Genomic DNA, 18190 nt, shown 5'->3' with positions numbered 1-18190 from the left:
TCCACGGGCAGTACAGGGAAGCCGCCACCATGCCGGCGACGGCCGAGGAAACGAACGATGATTCTACCGAAATGACGGCCATCCTGCGGGCCCGTCTCTCCCTTGAGCCCCTTTGGGCGTTTGCCCTGGCGCTCTATGGCCAGCCCGGGGTCGAATCGGCCTGCCTGACCCTGCAGGACGAGGCCGAGGTGGATGTCTGCGAACTGCTGTGGCGCTGCTGGCTGCTCCACCACGGCGCCGCGCCCGGCCCGACGGCCGAGGCGGGGCTGGCGAAAACCCTTCGCTGGCAACAGGAGGTGACCGTTCCGCTGCGCCATCTTCGCCGCCGGCTCAAGCCCGAGGCCGCGACCCACCGCGGGGTCGCCGCGCTGCGCGAGACCCTGAAACAGGCCGAGCTCCAGGCCGAACGGGAGACCCTCGGTCGGCTCGAGCGACTGGCCTTAAGGGGTGGACAGAGTCTGCTTCCGACCACCGGGACATCCCCCGAAAAAGGGCTGGCCACCGCCCTCGGGTTGCAGAAAAAAACCCACCTTTCAACGCTCCATACGCTGATTGCCTCGCTTGACCCTCCCCCGGGGCCACGCTAGCCTGAAATAACATGTGCGGACGCCATGTCCGCGTCGTGCCTGTCATTTTCGCAAGAACGTGACCACCCAACCGGTAAGGGGACTACAAGAATGAAGGCAACCAAGCTGATGACCACGGCCACCGTCGGCGCCCTGCTTTTCGGGATGTCCGCGGCGGCCCACTCTGCCAACTGGCGCTATGCCCATGAGGAGTTCGAGGGCGATGTTCAGGACGTCTTCGCCGTGGCGTTCAAGGAGTACATCGAGGAGAACTCCGACAACACCCTCCAGATTTATCGCTTCGGGGAGCTGGGCGAGTCCGACGACATCATGGAGCAGGCCCAGGCCGGTATCCTGCAGTTCGTCAACCAGTCACCCGGCTTCACCGGCGCGCTGATCCCCGAGGCGCAGATCTTCTTCGTTCCCTACCTGCTGCCCACCGATGAAGAGCAAGTCATCGAGTTCTTCAACACCAGTGTGGCCATCAACGAGATGTTCCCGGAGCTCTACGCCGAACAGGGCCTGGAGCTGCTCAAGATGTATCCGGAAGGCGAGATGATCGTCACCCTGGATGAGCCCTTCACCACCCCGGAGGAGCTGCGCGGCAAGAACATCCGCATCATGACCAACCCGCTGCTTTCCGCCACCTACCGCGCCTTCGGCGCCAGCCCGACCCCTCTGCCCTGGGGCGAGGTCTACGGCGGCCTGCAGACCGGCATTCTCCAGGGCCAGGAGAACCCGATCTTCTGGATCGAGTCCGGCGGCCTCTACGAGGTCTCCCCGAACCTGGTCTATACCGGTCACGGCTGGTTCACCACCGCCATGATGGCCAATCAGGACTTCTTCGACGGTCTCTCCGAGGAGGATCAGCAGCTGGTGCGTGATGCCAGCGAGCACGCCTACGAGCTGATCATCGATCACATCTCCGGCCTGGCCGACGACTCCCTGGCCAAGATTCAGGAGGCCTCCGACGAGGTCACCGTGACCCGCCTCACCGAGGAGCAGATCGAGGCCTTCCGCGCCCGGGCCCCGGAGGTCGAGGAGGAGTTCATCAACATGACCGGCGAGCGTGGCCGGGAGCTGCTCGAGCAGTTCCACGCCGACCTCGACGCCGTGAAGGGCGACTGATCCTCCGAGGAATCACCGTCATCGCAGCAAGCAAGAGGGGGTAGCCGTGAGGCTGCCCCCTTTGCCTTCACCGTCACGGGGCCCCTCTGCGAAGGTGTAAGCCGGCCACTCAGCGTTGAAGCCTCGACGGCATGACGAAGCCTGACGGCGTACTCTCGAGGAACGACAGTGAAAATCATGCGTGGGGAATGAACAGGAGCCCGCCGACATGGAAATGAACGAAGACGACATTGCCGAGAAGAATTACCGCTCGACGCTGCCCGGCCCGCTGGGGCCAATCGACACCTGGATCAGCCGGGCCGAGGCGGTCATCCTGGCGATGGGGGTCATCCTCATGGCCATCAATACCATCGCCAACGTACTGAGCCGCTTCATCCTCGGCGAGAGCCTGCACTTCTCCGAGGAGGTCAATCGCATCCTGATCGTGATGATCACCTTCGCCGGCATCGGCTATGCGGCGCGTCACGGTCGCCACATCCGCATGTCGGCCATCTACGATGCCGTGCCCACCGGCGGGCGACGCTGGATGATGATCATCATCAGCCTGTTCACCGCCCTGGTGATGTTCGTGCTCTGCTACTACTCGATCGGCTACATCTCCACCCTCTATAGCCGTGGGCGCGTGCTGCCCTCGCTGAGCATTCCGATCTGGATCATGTACGTATGGGTCCCGATAGGCTTTGGCATCACCGGCATCCAGTACCTGCTGACCGCCATCAAGAACCTGACCTCTCGTGACGTCTACCTCTCGACCCACGTGGTGGACGGCTACAAGGACACGGAAACGGAAGTCTGATTCCGAGCGAGGCACACCCCCATGACAACCATTATCGTCTCCATCATGATCGTGCTCCTGCTGCTCGGGTTTCCGATGATGATCCCCCTGGCCACGGCGGCCTTCGTCGGGTTCTACATGAGCTTCGGCGGCCTCGGCCAGATGGAAACCCTCATCCAGCAGATGATGGGCGGCATCCGTCCCACGGCGCTGATCGCCGTGCCGATGTTCATCCTGGCCGCCGACATCATGACCCGCGGCCAGTCGGCCAACCGACTAATCAACATGGTCATGAGCTTCGTCGGCCACATCAAGGGCGGCCTGGCGGTCTCCACCGCCGCCTCCTGCACCCTGTTCGGCGCCGTTTCCGGCTCCACCCAGGCCACCGTGGTGGCGGTGGGCTCCCCGCTGCGCCCGCGCATGCTCAAGGCGGGCTACAAGGACCCCTTCACCCTGGCGCTGATCATCAACTCCAGCGACATCGCCTTCCTGATCCCGCCCAGCATCGGCATGATCATCTACGGCGTCATCTCGGGGACTTCCATCGGTGAGCTGTTCATCGCCGGCATCGGCCCGGGGCTGCTGATCCTGGTCATGTTCTCTGCCTACTGCATCCTGTATGCCAGCATCAACAAGGTGCCTACCGAGCCCAGGGCGACCTGGAAGGAACGCGCCCTCTCGGTCAAGGGTGCCCTCTGGCCGATGGGCTTCCCGGTACTGATCGTTGGCGGCATCTACGGGGGCATCTTCAGCCCCACCGAGGCCGCGGCCGCCTGTGTGCTCTATGCGGTGCTCCTCGAGTTCGTGGTGTTCCGTTCGCTGAAGCTGCACCACATCTATGCCATCGCCAAGTCCACCGGCCTGATCACCGCCGTGGTATTCATCCTGGTGGCGGTAGGCAACGGCTTCTCCTGGATCATCTCCTTCGCCCAGATCCCGCAGGCGATACTCGAAGCAGTCGGGGTCAACGAGGCCGGGCCGGTAGGCGTGCTTATCGCCATCTCCATCGCCTTCTTCGTGGCCTGCATGTTCGTCGACCCCATCGTGGTGATCCTGGTACTGACGCCGATCTTCGCCCCGGCCATCGCCGCCTCGGGACTCGACCCGGTGCATGTCGGCGTGCTGATCACCCTGCAGGTGGCGATAGGCTCGGCGACGCCACCCTTCGGGTGTGACATCTTCACTGCCATCGCCATCTTCAAGCGCCCCTACTGGGAGGTGATACGCGGCACTCCGCCCTTCGTCTTCATGCTGATTCTGGCCGCGGCGCTGATCATCATGTTCCCGCAGATCGCGCTCTTCCTGCGCGACTTGGCGTTCCGCTGATCCAAGGAGTCACTGACGATGTTCAATCGGATACTGGTCCCGGTGGATGGATCCAAGGGGGCGCTGAAGGCCCTCGAGAAAGGCGTGGGGCTGCAGTTGCTGACCGGCGCCGAGCTCTACCTGCTGTGTGTCTTCAAGCACCACAGCCTGCTGGAGGCCTCGCTCTCCATGGTGCGCCCGGACAAGCTGGAGATCCCCGACGACGCCCTCAAGGAGTACGCTACCGAGATCGCCGTGCATGCCAAGAACGAGGCGATCGAGATGGGCGTGCCGGCCGACAAGCTGCGTGCCTTTGTCAAGGGCGGGCGCCCGTCTCGCATCATCGTGCGCTTCGCTCGGAAACGGGAGTGTGACCTGATCGTGATCGGCTCCCAGGGGACCAACGGCGACAAGAGCCTGCTGCTGGGCAGCGTCGCACAGCGCGTGGCCGGCTCCGCCCATTGCCCCACCCTGGTCGTCTGACCCGAATGGTAGGATGCCCACGGTCGGGCCGGTTCTGCCTCGCCGCCGTGCGGAACCGGCCCGCCTCCGCGGAGTCCCATGACCTGCATTCACCGAGACTCGTTCGCGCGGAACTCATTCGTGTCACGGCGCTGCGCGCCTGACCTCTTACGCCATGGCGTTACGCGCCGAACCACTTACCACATGGCGCTACGCGCCTGACCATAAGGCCCGTTCATGAAGAGACTGCTGACCACCGCTTCCCTGACCGCCCTGCTCGGCGTCGCCCCCCTGGCGCTGGCCGCGCCGGAGACCGACGAGGGCCGCCTGGGCTACAGCCTGGGTGTGACCCTGGGTCAGAGCATCCAGCAGGATGTGCACGACCTGGACGTGGACGCCTTTACCCAGGCGATCCAGGACGTCTTTGCCGGCGGCGACCTGGCGATGAGCGACGACGATATGGCCGAGACGCTGATGCGCTTCCAGGAGGAGGCGATGACCGCTCGCCAGGCCGAGGCCGAGCAGCGGGCCGAGAACAACCGCGCCGAGGGCGAGGCCTTCCTGGCTACCAACGCCGAGGCGGAGGGCGTCGAGGTCACCGAATCCGGCCTACAGTACCGCGTGCTGGAGTCCGGCGACGGCGCCTCCCCGGGCCCCGACGATAGCGTCGAGGTGCACTACGAGGGCACCCTGATCGATGGCACCGTCTTCGACAGTTCCCTGGAGCGCGGCGAGCCGGTGAGCTTTCGGGTCGACCAGGTGATCGATGGCTGGCAGGAAGCCCTGCAGCTGATGAGCGTGGGCGACAGCTGGGAGATCGTGATCCCCGCCGAGCTGGCCTACGGCGCCCAGGGCCAGGGTCCCATCGGCCCCCATGAGACCCTGATCTTCCACGTCGAGCTGCTCGACGTGATCGACGACTGAGCCCCATGACCTCACCCTCCCTTCCCGCCGCCGGCCTTGTGCTGGCGGCTTTCGTCGCCCTCCCGGCTGCCGCCGACCGCCTTCCCGACCTGCCCCGGCTGGGGCTGGAAGAGGCCGACGCCAGCGTGATCGGTGTCTCCTCCGGCGGCTACATGGCCACCCAGTTGGCGGTGGCCTGGCCCGAGCGTTTCCAGGGTCTCGCCGTGCTCGGTGCCGGCCCCTGGTCCTGCGCCCAGGGCACCCTGCGCCGAGCCCTGAGCCAGTGCATGAACACCCGGCTCGGCCCGCCCCCCCTCGATGAGCTGGAGCAGCGCCTGGCCGAGTACCGCGAGCTGGAGCGCGTGGGCAGCGCCGAGGCCTTGGCCGAACTGCGCGCCTTCGTCTGGCACGGCGATGAGGACGAGACCGTCGCCCCGGCCGTGGGCGCGGCGCTGGCCGAGCAGCTGGCCGGCTGGCTAGCGGTACCCGAGACGCAGCTGCGCTTCGTGCAGAGCGCCGGCGTCGGCCACGGCTGGCCCATCGGCCGCCGTTCGTCCCCGCCCCCGACCACGGAGCTGGGCGACTGCCAGCACGGCGGTGGCACCTACCTGCTGGGCTGCGACCGGGACCTTGCCAGCGAGGCCATGGCCTGGCTCCACGACGCGCCGCCAGTCGCGAACGAGGCCGCCGAGACGGATACGCTCACCGGTAACCTGCTGCCTTTCGATCAGGGAGACTTCGCCGTCAAGGGCCTCGACTCGGCGGGCTATCTGTTCGTGCCCGAGGGGTGCGATGAGGGCGGATGCCCCCTGACAGTGGCGCTGCACGGCTGCGGCATGGGTGCCGAGCAGATCGGCGAGACCTTCGTGCGCCACAACGGCCTGAACGAGTGGGCGGCCGCCCACGAGCGAGTCGTACTCTATCCCCAGGCCGAGACCAGCCTGGCCAATCCCCAGGGGTGCTGGGACTGGTGGGGATTTGCCGAGAGTACCTGGCAGCTCAACCCGCTCCACGATACCCGGGAAGGTACCCAGGTACGCGCGCTGATGGCCATGATGGATCGCCTGCAGGAGGCATCGGCCCCGCGCTGAGGCGACCGACAGGCGAGCAAGGCAGGGGCAAAAGCCTCGAAGGGGCTCCCTGTCAGAGCGTCTCGCCGAGGGCGGAGAGCAGCGCATGGGGCGCCGGCGAGTAGAGCACCCGCCGCAGGATGGTGCCCTCGCGATCCACCAGATAGAGCGACGAGCTGTGGTCGATGGTGTAGGCCATGGCCGACTCCGGGGTCTCGACCCGCCGCCAGATCACCCCGTAGCGCTCGGCGAGCTCCTCGAGCTCGGCCTCACTGCCAGTCGCACCGATGAAGGCGTCGCCGAAGAAGCCGGTGTACTCCGCCAGGCGCTCCAGGGTGTCGCGCTCGGGGTCCACCGAGATCATCAGCGGTACCACCCGCTCTCGGTCGGCGTCGTCCAGATCGGCCAGCGCCCGACGCACCACCGCCAGGCTCATAGGGCAGACGTCGGGACAGTAGGTGTATCCGAAGAAGACCACCGCCAGCTGATCCTCCTCGAGGTCGGCCAGCGAGAAGTCGCCCCGGGTCGAGGAGAGCTCGATGGGGCCGCCGGTCAGGCCATTGCCGCCGCCGTTGGTTCCGAGCTGCTGCTGGAACCAGCCGTAGCCACCCACGCCCAGCACCAGCACGATCAGCACGAACCCCGCCCAGAGTCCCTGTCGTTTCATAGTCGGCTTCTCTCCACCTCGAAGTTGAATCCACTGCCCAGGCGGCGTTCGCCGCTGGTGACAATCACCCTGGCACGCCAGGGCATCTTGGTCTCGGTGCAGAACGGCACCTGCCCCTCCCCGCGGAAGACGCCATCGACCTGCTGGGCCAGCGGATAGCGATGTAGCCCCATGTCCATGTCGCGGCCGATGAAGTCCACCGCCACCGACTCCGCCTCGACGCCCTCCAGGGCCACCGTCATCGGCAGGATCTCCAGGGCACGGATCTCGCCGCCGGCGCCCAAGTCCAGCGTCAGGCTGCCCTCCTCGCCCAGCGCCGCCCGGCAGGCGCCCAGGCTCAATTCGCAGCCGGTCTCCTCGGGAAACCACCGCACGTCATCGCTGACGCGAAGACTGTAGCTGGTCAGGTACCAGAGTGCCACGGCCACGGTCCCCAGGGTGAAGAGAACCAGCAACCGCAGCAGCGGAGGCCGCGAGATGGCCGGGTCGTTGGAGGCAGGGGTCGGCATGGTGACGAGGGAAGCGCTCACGGGAGAAAAGATTGAGATAAGCTTATCAGCATTTGCCTGTGGCAGACTGCGCAAGGATGTCGCAGGGCAACCCGACCAAGGAGATCACGATGACGGGAGTGGCGAATGCGCTGGGTCCCCTGTTCCTGCTAATCCTGCTGGGTGCCGTGCTGGGTCGGCTGCGCCAGCCAGGCGGCGACTTCTGGCCCCAGCTGGAGCGACTGATCTACTTCCTGCTGTTTCCCGCCATGCTGGTATCGACCCTGGCCACCGCCGACGTCAGTCAGGTCCCGGTGGCTCGCGTGGCCGTAGCCCTGCTCGGCGCCATGGGCCTGTTCGGCGCCCTGCTGTGGGTCCTGCGCGGCTGGCTGGGCCTCGACCCGCCGGCCTTCACCTCGGCCTTCCAGGGCGCCCTGCGCTTCAACACCTATGTGGGCGTCGCCGGGGCCGCCGCCCTGCACGGTGCCCCGGGCGCCACCGTGGCCGCCGTGGCGGTGGCGCTGATGGTGCCGGTGGTCAACGTGATGTGCGTGGCCAGCTTCATTGCCGCGGGGACCCTCGGTGCCGGCAGCCTCGGCAAGAGCCTGGCCGCCCTCGCGCGCAACCCGCTGATCCTCGGCTGCCTGATCGGCATCGGCCTGAACGTGAGCAGCATCGGCCTGCCCGGATGGAGCGCGGCCACGGTGGAGCTGCTCGGCCGCGCCGCCCTGCCGCTGGGCCTTGTTGCTGTGGGCGTGGCGCTGCGCCCCGAGGCACTGCTGCGCCTGGATCGCGGCGTCTGGGCCACCAACGTCATCAAACTGGGGCTGATGCCGGCGCTGGTGCTGCTGCTCGCCCTGGCGCTGGGCCTGGACCCGGTGAGCCGCGACGTGGCGCTGCTGTTCGCCGCCCTGCCCACCGCCACCTCGGCCTATATCCTCGCCCGCCAACTGGGCGGCAACGCCGAGATGATGGCGGCACTGATCACCGCCCAGACCCTGCTGGCCATGGCCACCCTGCCCCTCTGGCTGCGTCTGGCGAGCTGAGGATGAACTGCCAATAAATAATAACTGTTCGCATTATTATTGACGCCGCAAATGAGAATGATTACCTTGTCTCCAGTGGCGTTGATGAGCCGCCACTGCCAGGGCAGGCCCCGCCAGTCGCCTGCCATGGTTTCTCCCTGCTCATTGCTAGTCACGGTCTTGCTGCCGTCCTCTCCAGGGCGGCTTTTTTTGGTTTGGAGGCTCCCTCCTCATTGCTGCTCTTTACAACCCCCAGGGTCTTGCCGCCGCCCCACCCTACAAAAAACGAAGCCCCGGCATGGACGGGGGCTTCGAGGGAGCGAGGCGCGAAAAGGGTCACTCGACGCGGCGATAGATCAGGTCCCAGACGCCGTGGCCCAGCTTCTCGCCGCGGGCCTCGAACTTGGTGAGCGGGCGAAACGCCGGCCGCGGCACGTAGGGGGCGGTCTCCAGCGTGGCAGTGTTGGCATAGCCCGGGGCGGCGTCCATCACCTCGGCCATCCACACGGCGTAGGCTTCCCAGTCGGTGGCCAGGTGGAAGGTACCACCGACCCTGAGCCGGGTGCGCACCAGCTCGACGAATGCGGGCTGCACGATGCGCCGCTTGTGGTGCTTCTTCTTTGGCCAGGGGTCGGGGAAGAACAGCTGCAGGGTATCGAGGCTGGCCTCGGGCAGGCACTCCTCGAGCACCCGCAGGGCGTCCTCCCGATAGATGCGCAGATTGGTCAGCCTGCGCTTGTCGGCCTCGTCGAGTAGCTTGCCCACGCCCGGGGCGTGCACCTCGATGCCGATGAAGTCGGTGTCGAGGTGGGTTTCGGCCTGCTCGATCAGCGAGGCGCCCATGCCGAAGCCGATCTCCACCACCCGCGGCGCGGCGCAGCCGAACAGGGCGTCCAGATCCTGGCGGCCATCGGCCAGGGTCAGGCCCAGCCGCGGCCAGACCTCCTCGAGGCCGCGGGTCTGAGCCTGGGTCATGCGTCCGGCGCGCAGCACATAGCTCTTGATGCCGCGGCGGTGAAGCGGGGCGTCGGGGCCTTCCGGCCCGGTGGTGGCGGTATCGTCGCGGGATGGGTCACTCATGGAGGATCACGGCTCTCATTCGGGGCTCAGGTGTCGGGCTGGTGGCGGGCTGGCGTTACGGGCTATCGATGAACCGCGATTCAGCCGTTGATGCGGCCAGCAAAGGGCGAGGAGGGGTCGGCACTCTGGCGGCGGGGCATGCGCCCGGCCAGGAAGGCCTCGCGGCCCGCCTCGACGGCCTTCTTCATGGCGCTGGCCATCAGCACCGGCTGGCGGGCGTGGGCGATGGCGGTGTTCATCAGCACGCCGTCGCAGCCCAGCTCCATGGCCATGGCGGCGTCGGAAGCGGTGCCGATCCCGGCATCCACCAGGACCGGCACGCTGGCCTGCTCGATGATCAAGCGGATGTTGTAGGGGTTCTGGATGCCGTGGCCGGAGCCGATCAGCGAGCCCAGCGGCATGATGGCGCAGCAGCCCAGGCGCTCCAACTCGCGGGCGACGATGGGATCGTCGCTGGTGTAGACCATGACGTCGAAGCCATCCTTGATCAGGACCTCGGCGGCGGCCAGGGTCTCCACCACGTTGGGGTAGAGGGTCGAGTCGTCACCCAGCACCTCGAGCTTCACCAGGCGGTGGCCGTCGAGCAGCTCGCGGGCCAGCTTGCAGGTGCGCACCGCATCCTTCGCCGTGTAGCAGCCGGCGGTGTTGGGCAGCAGGGTGTAACGCTCCGGCGACACCACGTCGAGCAGGTTGGGCTCGCCGGCGTCCTGCCCCAGGTGGGTGCGGCGCACGGCGAAGGTGACCACATCGGCGCCGGAGGCGGCGATCGCCTCGCCGGTCTCGTCGAAATCCTTGTACTTGCCAGTCCCGACCAGCAGGCGGGAGGCGAACTCGCGCCCGGCGATGCGCAGCGGCTGGTCCTGAAAGAAGTCTGTCATCGAGTCTGCCTTCTATGATTGTCTTCGCTAGGGGGCGCGGGTGGCGCTCAACCGCCGCCGATGGCGTGGACCACCTCGACCCGATCGCCCTCAACCAGGCGGGTCGCGGCATGCGCGCTACGGGGCACGATCTCTTCGTTCACCTCCACGGCGATGCGGCGGCCGGCGAGTCCCAGGGACTCGACCAGCGCGGCCACCGTGAGGTCGGGCGCCAGGGGCCGCGCCTCGCCATTGAGCTGGATCTGCATGGCGTTCTCTCTGCGCTCTCGTTGATGTCGTTGCCGACGTGGCGTTCGTTGCCGGGCCCGCCGCATAGTCGCCCGGCGGGTAAAAATCGCGGTCCACCATTGTAGCCGAGTCCGCCCGGGCGGGGTACGGTGGCGGCCATGATGCGACATGAGGAAAACAGGATGCAGGACCGAGACTGGTGGCTGGGTGCGGCGCTGTCGGGGGCCGTGGTGGTGATGGCCGGGGCCTTCGGCGCCCACGCCCTGGAGGGGCAGTTGGCCCCGCGCCTGGCGGCGGCCTTCGAGACCGGAGTGCGCTACCAGGCCTGGCACACCTTGGCGCTGCTGTCCGTGCTGGCCTGGCGCGCCGCGGCGCCCCTGGCGGGACAGCGGCTGGCCATGGGCCTGTGGGCGGCGGGCATGCTGCTCTTCTCGGGCTCGCTCTACGCCATGGCGCTGACCGGCCTGGGCGGGCTGGGAATGATCACCCCGCTAGGCGGGGTGCTGATGATCACCGGCTGGCTGGCGCTGGCCGGTGCAGTGCTGTGGGCGCCGCGGGCCTGACTCCGCTCAGTCGCGGTCGGGCAGGGCGTAGGTGGCGGTGACCAGCGCCACCGGCGCCTCGTCGCCCGCGGAGAAGAGCTGCACCTCCCCCACCGCCAGGCGCCGGCCCAGCTTGAGGATGCGCGCCGTGGCGATGATATCGCGGTCGCCCCGCGGGCGGCGCAGGAAGCGGCAGTGCAGGTCGCTGGTGACCGCCATGGGCTCGGGACCGATCTGGGCGAGGATTGCCACGTAGAGGCAGACATCGGCCAGGCCCATCAGGGTGGGACCGGAGACGCTGGCACCGGGACGCAGATGCTCGTCGTCGATGGCCAGGCTCATGGTCGCGCGCATGTCATCGACGGCCTCGATGGTCCCGATACGCTGGGGAAAGACCTCATCGAGGAAGTCCTCGATGGTAGCGGCGGTCATCACGGTCATGGCGGGCCTCCCTGCTGCGGCTGATAAAAACTGGACCCACCATAGCCGACCGACGCCGGCCACGACAGTGCCCGAACGTCGGGCACCTCAACGCCCCCATGGCAGTCCCCCATGGCAGCGTCCCAACGACAGCGCCCCCGCGGGATGACCGCGAGGGCGCTCGTTACCCGGCACCTGGGCCGAGGAAGGGGGCTTACTTGGCCTTGTGCACGGCGCGCCAGTGGTGCAGCAGCGGCTCGGTGTAGCCGGAGGGCTGCACGCGGCCCTTGAAGATCAGGTCTCTGGCGGCCTGGAAGGCGCTGGAGCCCTCGTAGTTCGCGCTCATCGGCGTGTAGGTGGGGTCGTCCGCGTTCTGCTGGTCGACCACCTTGGCCATGCGCGCCAGGGTCTCCTGCACGCGCTCAGCATCCACCACGCCATGGTGCAGCCAATTGGCGATGTGCTGGCTGGAGATCCGCAAGGTGGCGCGATCCTCCATCAGGCCCACGTCGTGGATGTCCGGCACCTTGGAGCAGCCCACACCGTGCTCGACCCAGCGCACCACGTAGCCGAGGATGCCCTGGCAGTTGTTATCGAGCTCCTGCTGGAGCTCCTCCTCGGACCAGTTTGCCTCCTCGGCCACCGGCACGCAGAGCAGGTCATCCAGGTAGTCCGGCTCGCCCTGGGCCTCCAACTCGCGCTGGATAACGGTGACATCCACCTGATGGTAGTGCAGGGCGTGCAGGGTGGCGGCGGTGGGCGACGGCACCCAGGCGGTGTTGGCGCCGGCCTTGGGGTGGCCGATCTTCTGCTCCAGCATGGCGGCCATCAGGTCGGGCATGGCCCACATCCCCTTGCCGATCTGGGCGCGGCCACGCAGGCCGCAGGCCAGGCCGACCTGGACGTTGTTCTTCTCGTAGGCCTGGATCCAGGCGGCGCCCTTCATGTCGCCCTTGCGGATCATCGGGCCCGCCTCCATGGCGGTGTGCATCTCGTCGCCGGTGCGGTCGAGGAAGCCGGTGTTGATGAACACCACTCGCGAGGCGGCCTCACCGATGCACGCCTTGAGGTTCACCGTGGTGCGACGCTCCTCGTCCATGATGCCCATCTTGAGGGTGTCGCGTGCCATGCCCAGCAGGTTCTCGACGCGGCCGAAGAGTTCGCTGGAGAAGGCCACTTCCTTCGGGCCATGCATCTTGGGCTTGACGATGTACATGGAGCCTTCGCGGGAGTTGCGCGGCTCCCCCTCGCCCTTGCTGAGATCGTGCAGGGCGATCAGCCCGGTGAGGATGGCGTCGAGGATGCCCTCGGGCAGCTCGTTGCCCTCGGCGTCGAGCACCGCCGGGGTGGTCATCAGGTGGCCAACGTTACGTACGAACATCAGCGAGCGGCCCGGCAGGGTCAGCGAGCCACCATCCGGGGTGGTGAACTCGCGGTCGGCGTGCAGGCGACGGGTGATGGTCTTGTCACCCTTCTCCACCTGCTCTTCCAGGTCGCCCTTCATCAGGCCCAGCCAGTTGCCGTAGACGCCCACCTTGTCCTCGGCGTCCACCGCGGCCACGGAGTCCTCGCAGTCCATGATGGTGGTCAGCGCCGCCTCGACCACGACATCCTTGACGCCGGCCGGGTCGGTCTTGCCGATCGGATGGCTCGGGTCGATCTGGATCTCCAGGTGCAAGCCGTGATTGACCAGCAGCAACGAGTCGGGGCTGGCCGCCTCGCCGGTATAGGCCACCAACTTGCCGGGATCCTTGAGGCCGGTCTCGCGGCCGCCCTCCAGGGTCACCACCAGGTGGCCGTCACGCAGGGCATACTTGACGGCGTCGCGGTGGGAGCCGGTGGCCAGCGGGGCGGCGCGATCCAGCATGCCGCGGGCATAGGCGATAACCTTCTCGCCGCGCTTGGGGTTGAAGCTCGCGCCCTTCTCGGCACCGCCCTCCTCGGAGATAGCATCGGTGCCGTAGAGGGCATCGTAGAGGCTGCCCCAGCGCGCGTTGGCGGCGTTCAACGCGTAGCGGGCGTTATTCACCGGCACCACCAACTGCGGGCCGGCCTGGACGGCGATCTCGCGATCGACGTTGGCGGTGGTCACCGCGATCTTGGCGGGCGCATCGGCCAGGTAGCCGATTTCCTTGAGGAAGCCGCGATAGGCGGCCATGTCGCCCACCGGGCCGGGGTTTTCCCGGTGCCAGGTGTCAAGCTGCTCCTGCAGGCGATCACGCTCGGCGAGCAGTTCGTGGTTCCTCGGGGTCAGATCATGGAAGAGGGCATCGACGCCGGCCCAGAACGCCTCGGCATCAACGCCGGTGCCCGGAAGCGCCTGCTCGCTGATGAAGCGGTCCAGTTCGGCGGCCACCTGAAGGCGATGGTGAGTGACACGTTGGGTCATTGTGGATCTCCTCATGCTTGGCAGTCGGCGGGTCGCATGCCAGGCTGCCGGGATAGGGGTGGAGTGACTGCGTAACTCCAATTTTGTGGAAAATACTTCCACATGTAAACACGCAAAGCGCCGGGATCGAACGCAGCTAGACCAAAAGATAAGTCAGGGGCGGACGAGGCGCCCGCTTTCCATGGTGTCGGCCCACGCTTGGGGCTAGCATGGCCGGGCGCCGCGGAGGATACGATGAGCGACTTCACCCCACTTCAGGCGCTGGGTCCCGTCCGGCTGGTCACACCGGCCGCGCCGGAACTCGGCGACGACCACCTGGAACGCTACCTGGGCCACTACGGCCTGGCGCCTCTGCTCGCCGAGCATGTAGGGCTGCACGTGGGCTATGTGGACGCAGGAGACTTCCGCCTCTGGACCCAGGTATGGAGCCCTGCCGAGCCGGTCGGAACCGCGTTTGTGGTGCACGGCTACTTCGACCACCTGGGGCTCTACCGCCACCTGCTGGAGCACCTGCTCGACCGCAACTGGCGGGTGGTGCTGTGGGATCTGCCCGGCCACGGTCTTTCCAGCGGGGCTCGCGCCTCCATCGACGACTTTGATGACTATGGCGGTTGCCTGTGTGCCCTGCAGCACCATCTGGAGGAGGCGGGCCTGGCCCCGCGCCCCTGGATCGGCGTGGGCCAGAGCACCGGAGCGGCGATACTGGCCACCGATGCGCTGACCCGCGGTGATGACGGCCAGTGGGCCGGCCTGGCCCTGCTGGCCCCCCTGGTACGCCCCTGGGGCTGGAACCAGTCCAGCTGGCTGCACCTGCTGGTAGGCCCCTTCGTACGTTCCATCCCGCGCAAGTTCCGCGCCAACTCCACCGATGCCGACTTCGCCGACTTCCTGCGCGATGGCGACCCGCTGCAGGCCGACCGCGTCGCCATCGGCTGGGTCAGCGCCATGCGCCGCTGGATGCCCCGGCTGCTCGCCCTGCCCCCCAATCCGGTGAAGACCCTGATCCTGCAGGGCGAACAGGACCTGACGGTGGACTGGGAGTGGAACCTGGCCGTGCTCGCGCGCAAGTTCCCCAATGCCGAGATCCACCGCCACCCCGAGGCGCGCCACCACCTGGTCAACGAGGCGGAACCGATTCGCCAGTTGCTCTTCGAGGCCCTGGATTGCTTCATCGACTCCCTGGAGCCCACCGCCCCTCGTCAGGAGACCGACCCCCCATGAATGCTCGCCACCTCCTCCTGCTGGCCCTGCCGCTGCTGCTGGTCGGCTGTGCCGCCGCCCCCGACCGTCCCGAGACCCTGCGCCAGGCGCTGCTCAACCTGGGCGAGCGCGCCGCCAGCCGCGTGATGGGGGCCCCCGCCCTACCACAACCACCCGCCGACCAGGTGCTGCTGCTGGCCGCCCCGGAGGTGAACGGCGAACTCGGCATCGGCCAGGAGCGCTTCCGCGAGAGCCTGACACGGGCCCTGCTGGCGGTGAACGATGGCCCCCAAGTGCTGGACTGGACCGAGAGCATGGGCACCGGGGGCGGCGCCAATCAATGGCGCCTGGAGAGCCGCCTGATGGCCGATGGCCCTCGCCTGCGGCTCTCGGACCGGGAGCTGCTGCCCTATCGGCTGACCCTGGTGCTGCGCCGCCCGGACGGCGAATCGGTGATGTGGGAGGAGAGCCTGCAGGGCGCCCTGGACGCCTCGGCCCTGTAGCACTCCCCGCTGCCTCCCTTCACCCCTTGAGCAATCGATCGAGCTGGCGATAGCCGATCGCCTCGATCAGCTGCTCCCGGGCCGGCTTCGGTTCGCCTGCCAGATCGGCCAGGGTCAGGGCCACCCGCAGCACGCGGTGGTAGGCCCGCGCCGATAGCCGGAGCCGCTCCAGTACCTGCGCCAACCAGGCCCGGTCGGCGCTGGCGAGATCACAGGCCGCCTCCAGTTCCCGCCCCGCCAGGTGCGCGTTGAGCGCCCCCCGCGCCAGCTGCCGCTCACGGGCCCCCACCACCCGCCGGCGCACGACCGCCGAGGACTCTCCCGTGGTAGCCGCGGTGAGCTGCTCCGGCGGCAGCGCCGGCACCTCCACCTGCAGGTCGATGCGATCGAGCAGCGGTCCGGAGAGCCGTGCCTGGTAGCGCTGGATCTGGGCCGCGGTGCAGTGGCAGGCCTGGCGGGGGTCGCCCAGGTGGCCGCAGGGGCAGGGATTCATGGCTGCCACCAGCATGAAGCGTGCCGGAAAGCGGCGCTGATGGCTGGCCCGAGCGATATGGATCTGGCCAGACTCCATGGGCTCGCGCATGACCTCCAGCACGTGGCGCGAGAACTCCGGCAGCTCGTCGAGGAACAGCACTCCGTTATGGGCCAGGGAGATCTCCCCGGGGCGGGGCTTCGAGCCGCCGCCCACCAGGGCCACGGCACTGGCAGTATGGTGCGGCGCCCGAAAGGGCCGCCGCCCCCACTCGGCGGCCAGCGGCAACCCGCTGACCGAACGCACCGCCGCCACCTGCAGGGCCTCGTCGTCGGTGAGGGGCGGCAGGATGCCCGGCAGGCGGCTGGCCAGCATGGTCTTGCCCGTGCCCGGTGGCCCGGCGAACAGCAGGTTGTGTGACCCGGCGGCGGCCACCTCCAGGGCGCGGCGCGCCTGGTACTGGCCGCGCACCTCGGCGAGGTCGGGAAGCGATGTCACCGCCTGTGGCGGGCGCGACAGGCGGTGGGGCGGGATGGGCGTCTGCCCCAGCAGGTGGGCGACCACCTCGAGCAGGTGGTCCGCGGGCAGCACCTCGAGATCGCCGGCCAGCGCCGCCTCATCGGCGTTGCCCCGGGGCACGATCAGACGGCGCCGGGCACGCCGAGTGGCCATGGCCAGGGGCAACATACCCACGATCGGGCGCAGGCCGCCGTCCAGGGCCAGCTCGCCGACGCTCTCGGTGTCCTGCAGCGCATCAGGAGGGAGCTGCCCCGACGCCAACAGCAGCCCCAGGGCGATGGGCAGGTCGAAGCGTCCGCCCTCCTTGGGCAGGTCGGCGGGCGCCAGGTTGAGGGTGATGCGACGCAGGGGGTAGTCGAAGCCGGCATTGACCAGGGCGCTGCGCACCCGCTCTCGGCTCTCCTTCACCGCCGTCTCGGGCAGACCGACCAGGGTCATCCCCGGCAGGCCGTTGGCCAGATGAACCTCCACCTGCACCTCGGGGGCCTCGAGGCCGAGGCCCGCACGGGTGTGGACAATCGCCAGCGTCATGGGCGTTCCCTCGCCTGGAATCTTGCCCTCAGGCTAGCTCAGGGATCGCCGCCCTGCCCGCCAGGCTCAGCGGCCGGCCTCGCCCCCGTCGGCGGCCCCCTCAGGGTGCTCGGCCTCGGGGGTGGCTGCTGTTGCAGCCGGCACCTCGGCGGTGCGCTCCTCGATCAGCGTCTCCAGCGCCGCCACCTGCTGCTCCAGGGCCTCCACCCGGGCGCGGGTGCGCTGCAGGACATCCATCAGGATGTCGAAGTCCTCCCGGGAGACCAGCTCCAGGCGATCGAAGGCGCCCTTCACCACCTGCTGGATGCCCTTCTGCACCTCCTCCGGCGCCTGGGAGGCGCCCTGAAGGCGGTCGCCGATCTGTTGGGCCAATCGGCTGATGCGGTCATGGCTCACCATGCTCTCTCTCCTGCTCGTATCAAGGGTTCTCTACAGGATACGCATGCCCCGATCGGAACGCATGCCCGGCTTTCGCCCCGCCATGGCGCATCTGCACCACTACCAGGCACCACCAGAGTGCATCGCCGTTGGCGAATGCTCTTCCACCTGGCTCACGCTCCCCGCAAAGCTGTCCCAATCGATTGATGCATCGTGTTTTTCCTGACAACTGGCACGCTTTGCGCTTGGACAGGACAAGCCTGCACCGGCAGCCGACATCCAAGCCAACCGTGGAGACATGGGATGAAACTCATCACCGCCATCATCAAGCCATTCAAGCTGGACGACGTCCGCGAGGCGCTGGCCGACAACGGCGTCCAGGGCATCACCGTCACCGAGGTCAAGGGCTTCGGCCGCCAGAAGGGCCATACCGAACTCTACCGCGGCGCCGAGTACGTGGTGGACTTCCTGCCCAAGGTCAAGGTCGAGGTGGCCGTGGACGACAGCCGCCTGGAGACCGTGCTGGATGCCATCTGCAGCGCCGCCAACAGCGGCAAGATCGGCGACGGCAAGGTCTTCGTGACGCCGCTGGAGGACGTCATCCGCATCCGCACCGGTGAACGCGGCGCCGACGCCGTTTGATTGCCCACAGCCTGGAGAG

At 67.8% G+C, this 18190-nt stretch carries 21 protein-coding genes; 12 read left to right on the top strand and 9 right to left on the bottom strand.

Translation table 11 applies throughout. From position 1 onward, the window contains the following. The first annotated feature begins 71 nt into the window (after positions 1-71). The 7 genes from ACR80S_RS09515 (at position 72) to ACR80S_RS09485 (ending at position 6230) form a co-directional block, all read left to right on the top strand. Complete coding sequence (locus tag ACR80S_RS09515; RefSeq protein ID WP_435400977.1) at positions 72-587, top strand: TIGR02444 family protein; 516 nt, start codon at positions 72-74, stop codon at positions 585-587. A 90-nt stretch (positions 588-677) separates the two neighbouring features. Further along, positions 678-1694 carry a TRAP transporter substrate-binding protein gene (locus ACR80S_RS09510; RefSeq protein ID WP_435400978.1) on the top strand — a complete coding sequence of 339 codons (1017 nt, stop codon included), beginning with the start codon at positions 678-680 and terminating at the stop codon, positions 1692-1694. A gap of 208 nt (positions 1695-1902) precedes the next feature. Then, positions 1903-2490 (top strand): TRAP transporter small permease, encoded by a 588-nt coding sequence (locus ACR80S_RS09505; RefSeq protein WP_435400979.1) that lies wholly within the window; start codon positions 1903-1905, stop codon positions 2488-2490. A gap of 21 nt (positions 2491-2511) precedes the next feature. Next, a complete protein-coding gene (locus ACR80S_RS09500; protein ID WP_435400980.1) occupies positions 2512-3795 on the top strand; it encodes a TRAP transporter large permease in 1284 nt (427 codons plus the stop codon). 18 nt (positions 3796-3813) lie between these two features. Then, positions 3814-4257 (top strand): universal stress protein, encoded by a 444-nt coding sequence (locus tag ACR80S_RS09495; protein ID WP_435400981.1) that lies wholly within the window; start codon positions 3814-3816, stop codon positions 4255-4257. A 216-nt stretch (positions 4258-4473) separates the two neighbouring features. Beyond that, the gene (locus ACR80S_RS09490; protein WP_435403072.1) at positions 4474-5160 is read left to right on the top strand and encodes an FKBP-type peptidyl-prolyl cis-trans isomerase; all 687 of its coding nucleotides are present in this window, start codon (positions 4474-4476) and stop codon (positions 5158-5160) included. A 5-nt stretch (positions 5161-5165) separates the two neighbouring features. Next, positions 5166-6230 carry a prolyl oligopeptidase family serine peptidase gene (locus ACR80S_RS09485; protein WP_435403071.1) on the top strand — a complete coding sequence of 355 codons (1065 nt, stop codon included), beginning with the start codon at positions 5166-5168 and terminating at the stop codon, positions 6228-6230. Between the two features lie 52 nt (positions 6231-6282). Here ACR80S_RS09485 and ACR80S_RS09480 read toward each other — a convergent pair whose 3' ends face one another. Continuing rightward, positions 6283-6876 (bottom strand): SCO family protein, encoded by a 594-nt coding sequence (locus ACR80S_RS09480; protein WP_435400984.1) that lies wholly within the window; start codon positions 6874-6876, stop codon positions 6283-6285. Further along, a complete protein-coding gene (locus tag ACR80S_RS09475; protein WP_435400985.1) occupies positions 6873-7406 on the bottom strand; it encodes a hypothetical protein in 534 nt (177 codons plus the stop codon). The genes ACR80S_RS09480 and ACR80S_RS09475 overlap by 4 nt, the downstream gene beginning before the upstream one ends. A gap of 89 nt (positions 7407-7495) precedes the next feature. On the opposite strand from ACR80S_RS09475, the gene ACR80S_RS09470 reads away from it, so the two are divergent. Further along, positions 7496-8410, top strand: coding sequence for an AEC family transporter (locus ACR80S_RS09470; protein WP_435400986.1), 915 nt, complete (start codon positions 7496-7498; stop codon positions 8408-8410). Positions 8411-8725: 315 nt separating this feature from the next. Here the strand turns inward: ACR80S_RS09470 and trmB are convergent, their stop codons facing one another. The 3 genes from trmB to thiS all read right to left on the bottom strand — a co-directional run bounded on the left by trmB (position 8726) and on the right by thiS (position 10595). After that, the gene (trmB, locus tag ACR80S_RS09465) at positions 8726-9469 is read right to left on the bottom strand and encodes a tRNA (guanosine(46)-N7)-methyltransferase TrmB (RefSeq protein WP_435400987.1); all 744 of its coding nucleotides are present in this window, start codon (positions 9467-9469) and stop codon (positions 8726-8728) included. 80 nt (positions 9470-9549) lie between these two features. After that, entirely contained in the window at positions 9550-10347 is a 798-nt protein-coding gene (locus tag ACR80S_RS09460) for a thiazole synthase (RefSeq protein ID WP_435400988.1), read from the bottom strand. A gap of 47 nt (positions 10348-10394) precedes the next feature. Beyond that, positions 10395-10595: a sulfur carrier protein ThiS gene (gene thiS, locus ACR80S_RS09455; protein WP_435400989.1), complete on the bottom strand. Its 201-nt coding sequence runs from the start codon at positions 10593-10595 to the stop codon at positions 10395-10397. A gap of 162 nt (positions 10596-10757) precedes the next feature. Here thiS and ACR80S_RS09450 point away from each other — a divergent pair, with 162 nt between their 5' ends. Beyond that, entirely contained in the window at positions 10758-11138 is a 381-nt protein-coding gene (locus ACR80S_RS09450; protein ID WP_435403070.1) for a DUF423 domain-containing protein, read from the top strand. Positions 11139-11144: 6 nt separating this feature from the next. Here the strand turns inward: ACR80S_RS09450 and ACR80S_RS09445 are convergent, their stop codons facing one another. Beyond that, entirely contained in the window at positions 11145-11558 is a 414-nt protein-coding gene (locus ACR80S_RS09445; protein WP_435400991.1) for a PaaI family thioesterase, read from the bottom strand. 193 nt (positions 11559-11751) lie between these two features. Next, a complete protein-coding gene (locus tag ACR80S_RS09440) occupies positions 11752-13926 on the bottom strand; it encodes a malate synthase G (RefSeq protein ID WP_435403069.1) in 2175 nt (724 codons plus the stop codon). A gap of 234 nt (positions 13927-14160) precedes the next feature. On the opposite strand from ACR80S_RS09440, the gene ACR80S_RS09435 reads away from it, so the two are divergent. Both ACR80S_RS09435 and ACR80S_RS09430 read left to right on the top strand, forming a co-directional pair. Further along, complete coding sequence (locus ACR80S_RS09435) at positions 14161-15147, top strand: alpha/beta hydrolase (protein ID WP_435403068.1); 987 nt, start codon at positions 14161-14163, stop codon at positions 15145-15147. Next, positions 15144-15629, top strand: a complete 486-nt coding sequence (locus tag ACR80S_RS09430) for a hypothetical protein (RefSeq protein WP_435403067.1) — start codon at positions 15144-15146, stop codon at positions 15627-15629. Before ACR80S_RS09435 ends, ACR80S_RS09430 begins: the two co-directional genes overlap by 4 nt. 19 nt (positions 15630-15648) lie before the next feature. Here ACR80S_RS09430 and ACR80S_RS09425 read toward each other — a convergent pair whose 3' ends face one another. Further along, entirely contained in the window at positions 15649-17151 is a 1503-nt protein-coding gene (locus ACR80S_RS09425; protein ID WP_435403066.1) for a YifB family Mg chelatase-like AAA ATPase, read from the bottom strand. A gap of 66 nt (positions 17152-17217) precedes the next feature. Next, the gene (locus ACR80S_RS09420; RefSeq protein WP_435400996.1) at positions 17218-17550 is read right to left on the bottom strand and encodes an accessory factor UbiK family protein; all 333 of its coding nucleotides are present in this window, start codon (positions 17548-17550) and stop codon (positions 17218-17220) included. A 282-nt stretch (positions 17551-17832) separates the two neighbouring features. Here ACR80S_RS09420 and ACR80S_RS09415 point away from each other — a divergent pair, with 282 nt between their 5' ends. Then, complete coding sequence (locus ACR80S_RS09415; RefSeq protein WP_106231078.1) at positions 17833-18171, top strand: P-II family nitrogen regulator; 339 nt, start codon at positions 17833-17835, stop codon at positions 18169-18171. The last annotated feature ends 19 nt before the right edge of the window (positions 18172-18190 follow it).

It is taken from the genome of Halomonas salsilacus (assembly GCF_051216275.1).
In the GTDB taxonomy this organism is placed as follows: Bacteria; Pseudomonadota; Gammaproteobacteria; order Pseudomonadales; family Halomonadaceae; genus Halomonas.
The sequence above is the reverse complement of the archived record's forward strand: the minus strand, read 5'-3'. Positions and strand labels throughout refer to the sequence as shown.

Excerpts from the sequence above, each read along its gene's own strand:
- ACR80S_RS09445 (WP_435400991.1), bottom strand. The coding sequence starts at position 11,558 with ATGACCGTGATGACCGCCGCTACCATCGAGGACTTCCTCGATGAGGTC.
- ACR80S_RS09415 (WP_106231078.1), top strand. The coding sequence starts at position 17,833 with ATGAAACTCATCACCGCCATCATCAAGCCATTCAAGCTGGACGACGTC.
- ACR80S_RS09485 (WP_435403071.1), top strand. The coding sequence starts at position 5,166 with ATGACCTCACCCTCCCTTCCCGCCGCCGGCCTTGTGCTGGCGGCTTTC.
- ACR80S_RS09450 (WP_435403070.1), top strand. The coding sequence starts at position 10,758 with ATGCAGGACCGAGACTGGTGGCTGGGTGCGGCGCTGTCGGGGGCCGTG.
- ACR80S_RS09515 (WP_435400977.1), top strand. The coding sequence starts at position 72 with ATGACGGCCATCCTGCGGGCCCGTCTCTCCCTTGAGCCCCTTTGGGCG.
- ACR80S_RS09435 (WP_435403068.1), top strand. The coding sequence starts at position 14,161 with ATGAGCGACTTCACCCCACTTCAGGCGCTGGGTCCCGTCCGGCTGGTC.
- ACR80S_RS09500 (WP_435400980.1), top strand. The coding sequence starts at position 2,512 with ATGACAACCATTATCGTCTCCATCATGATCGTGCTCCTGCTGCTCGGG.
- ACR80S_RS09420 (WP_435400996.1), bottom strand. The coding sequence starts at position 17,550 with ATGGTGAGCCATGACCGCATCAGCCGATTGGCCCAACAGATCGGCGAC.
- ACR80S_RS09440 (WP_435403069.1), bottom strand. The coding sequence starts at position 13,926 with ATGACCCAACGTGTCACTCACCATCGCCTTCAGGTGGCCGCCGAACTG.
- ACR80S_RS09470 (WP_435400986.1), top strand. The coding sequence starts at position 7,496 with ATGACGGGAGTGGCGAATGCGCTGGGTCCCCTGTTCCTGCTAATCCTG.
- ACR80S_RS09490 (WP_435403072.1), top strand. The coding sequence starts at position 4,474 with ATGAAGAGACTGCTGACCACCGCTTCCCTGACCGCCCTGCTCGGCGTC.
- ACR80S_RS09460 (WP_435400988.1), bottom strand. The coding sequence starts at position 10,347 with ATGACAGACTTCTTTCAGGACCAGCCGCTGCGCATCGCCGGGCGCGAG.
- ACR80S_RS09480 (WP_435400984.1), bottom strand. The coding sequence starts at position 6,876 with ATGAAACGACAGGGACTCTGGGCGGGGTTCGTGCTGATCGTGCTGGTG.
- trmB (WP_435400987.1), bottom strand. The coding sequence starts at position 9,469 with ATGAGTGACCCATCCCGCGACGATACCGCCACCACCGGGCCGGAAGGC.
- thiS (WP_435400989.1), bottom strand. The coding sequence starts at position 10,595 with ATGCAGATCCAGCTCAATGGCGAGGCGCGGCCCCTGGCGCCCGACCTC.
- ACR80S_RS09510 (WP_435400978.1), top strand. The coding sequence starts at position 678 with ATGAAGGCAACCAAGCTGATGACCACGGCCACCGTCGGCGCCCTGCTT.
- ACR80S_RS09495 (WP_435400981.1), top strand. The coding sequence starts at position 3,814 with ATGTTCAATCGGATACTGGTCCCGGTGGATGGATCCAAGGGGGCGCTG.
- ACR80S_RS09425 (WP_435403066.1), bottom strand. The coding sequence starts at position 17,151 with ATGACGCTGGCGATTGTCCACACCCGTGCGGGCCTCGGCCTCGAGGCC.
- ACR80S_RS09505 (WP_435400979.1), top strand. The coding sequence starts at position 1,903 with ATGGAAATGAACGAAGACGACATTGCCGAGAAGAATTACCGCTCGACG.
- ACR80S_RS09430 (WP_435403067.1), top strand. The coding sequence starts at position 15,144 with ATGAATGCTCGCCACCTCCTCCTGCTGGCCCTGCCGCTGCTGCTGGTC.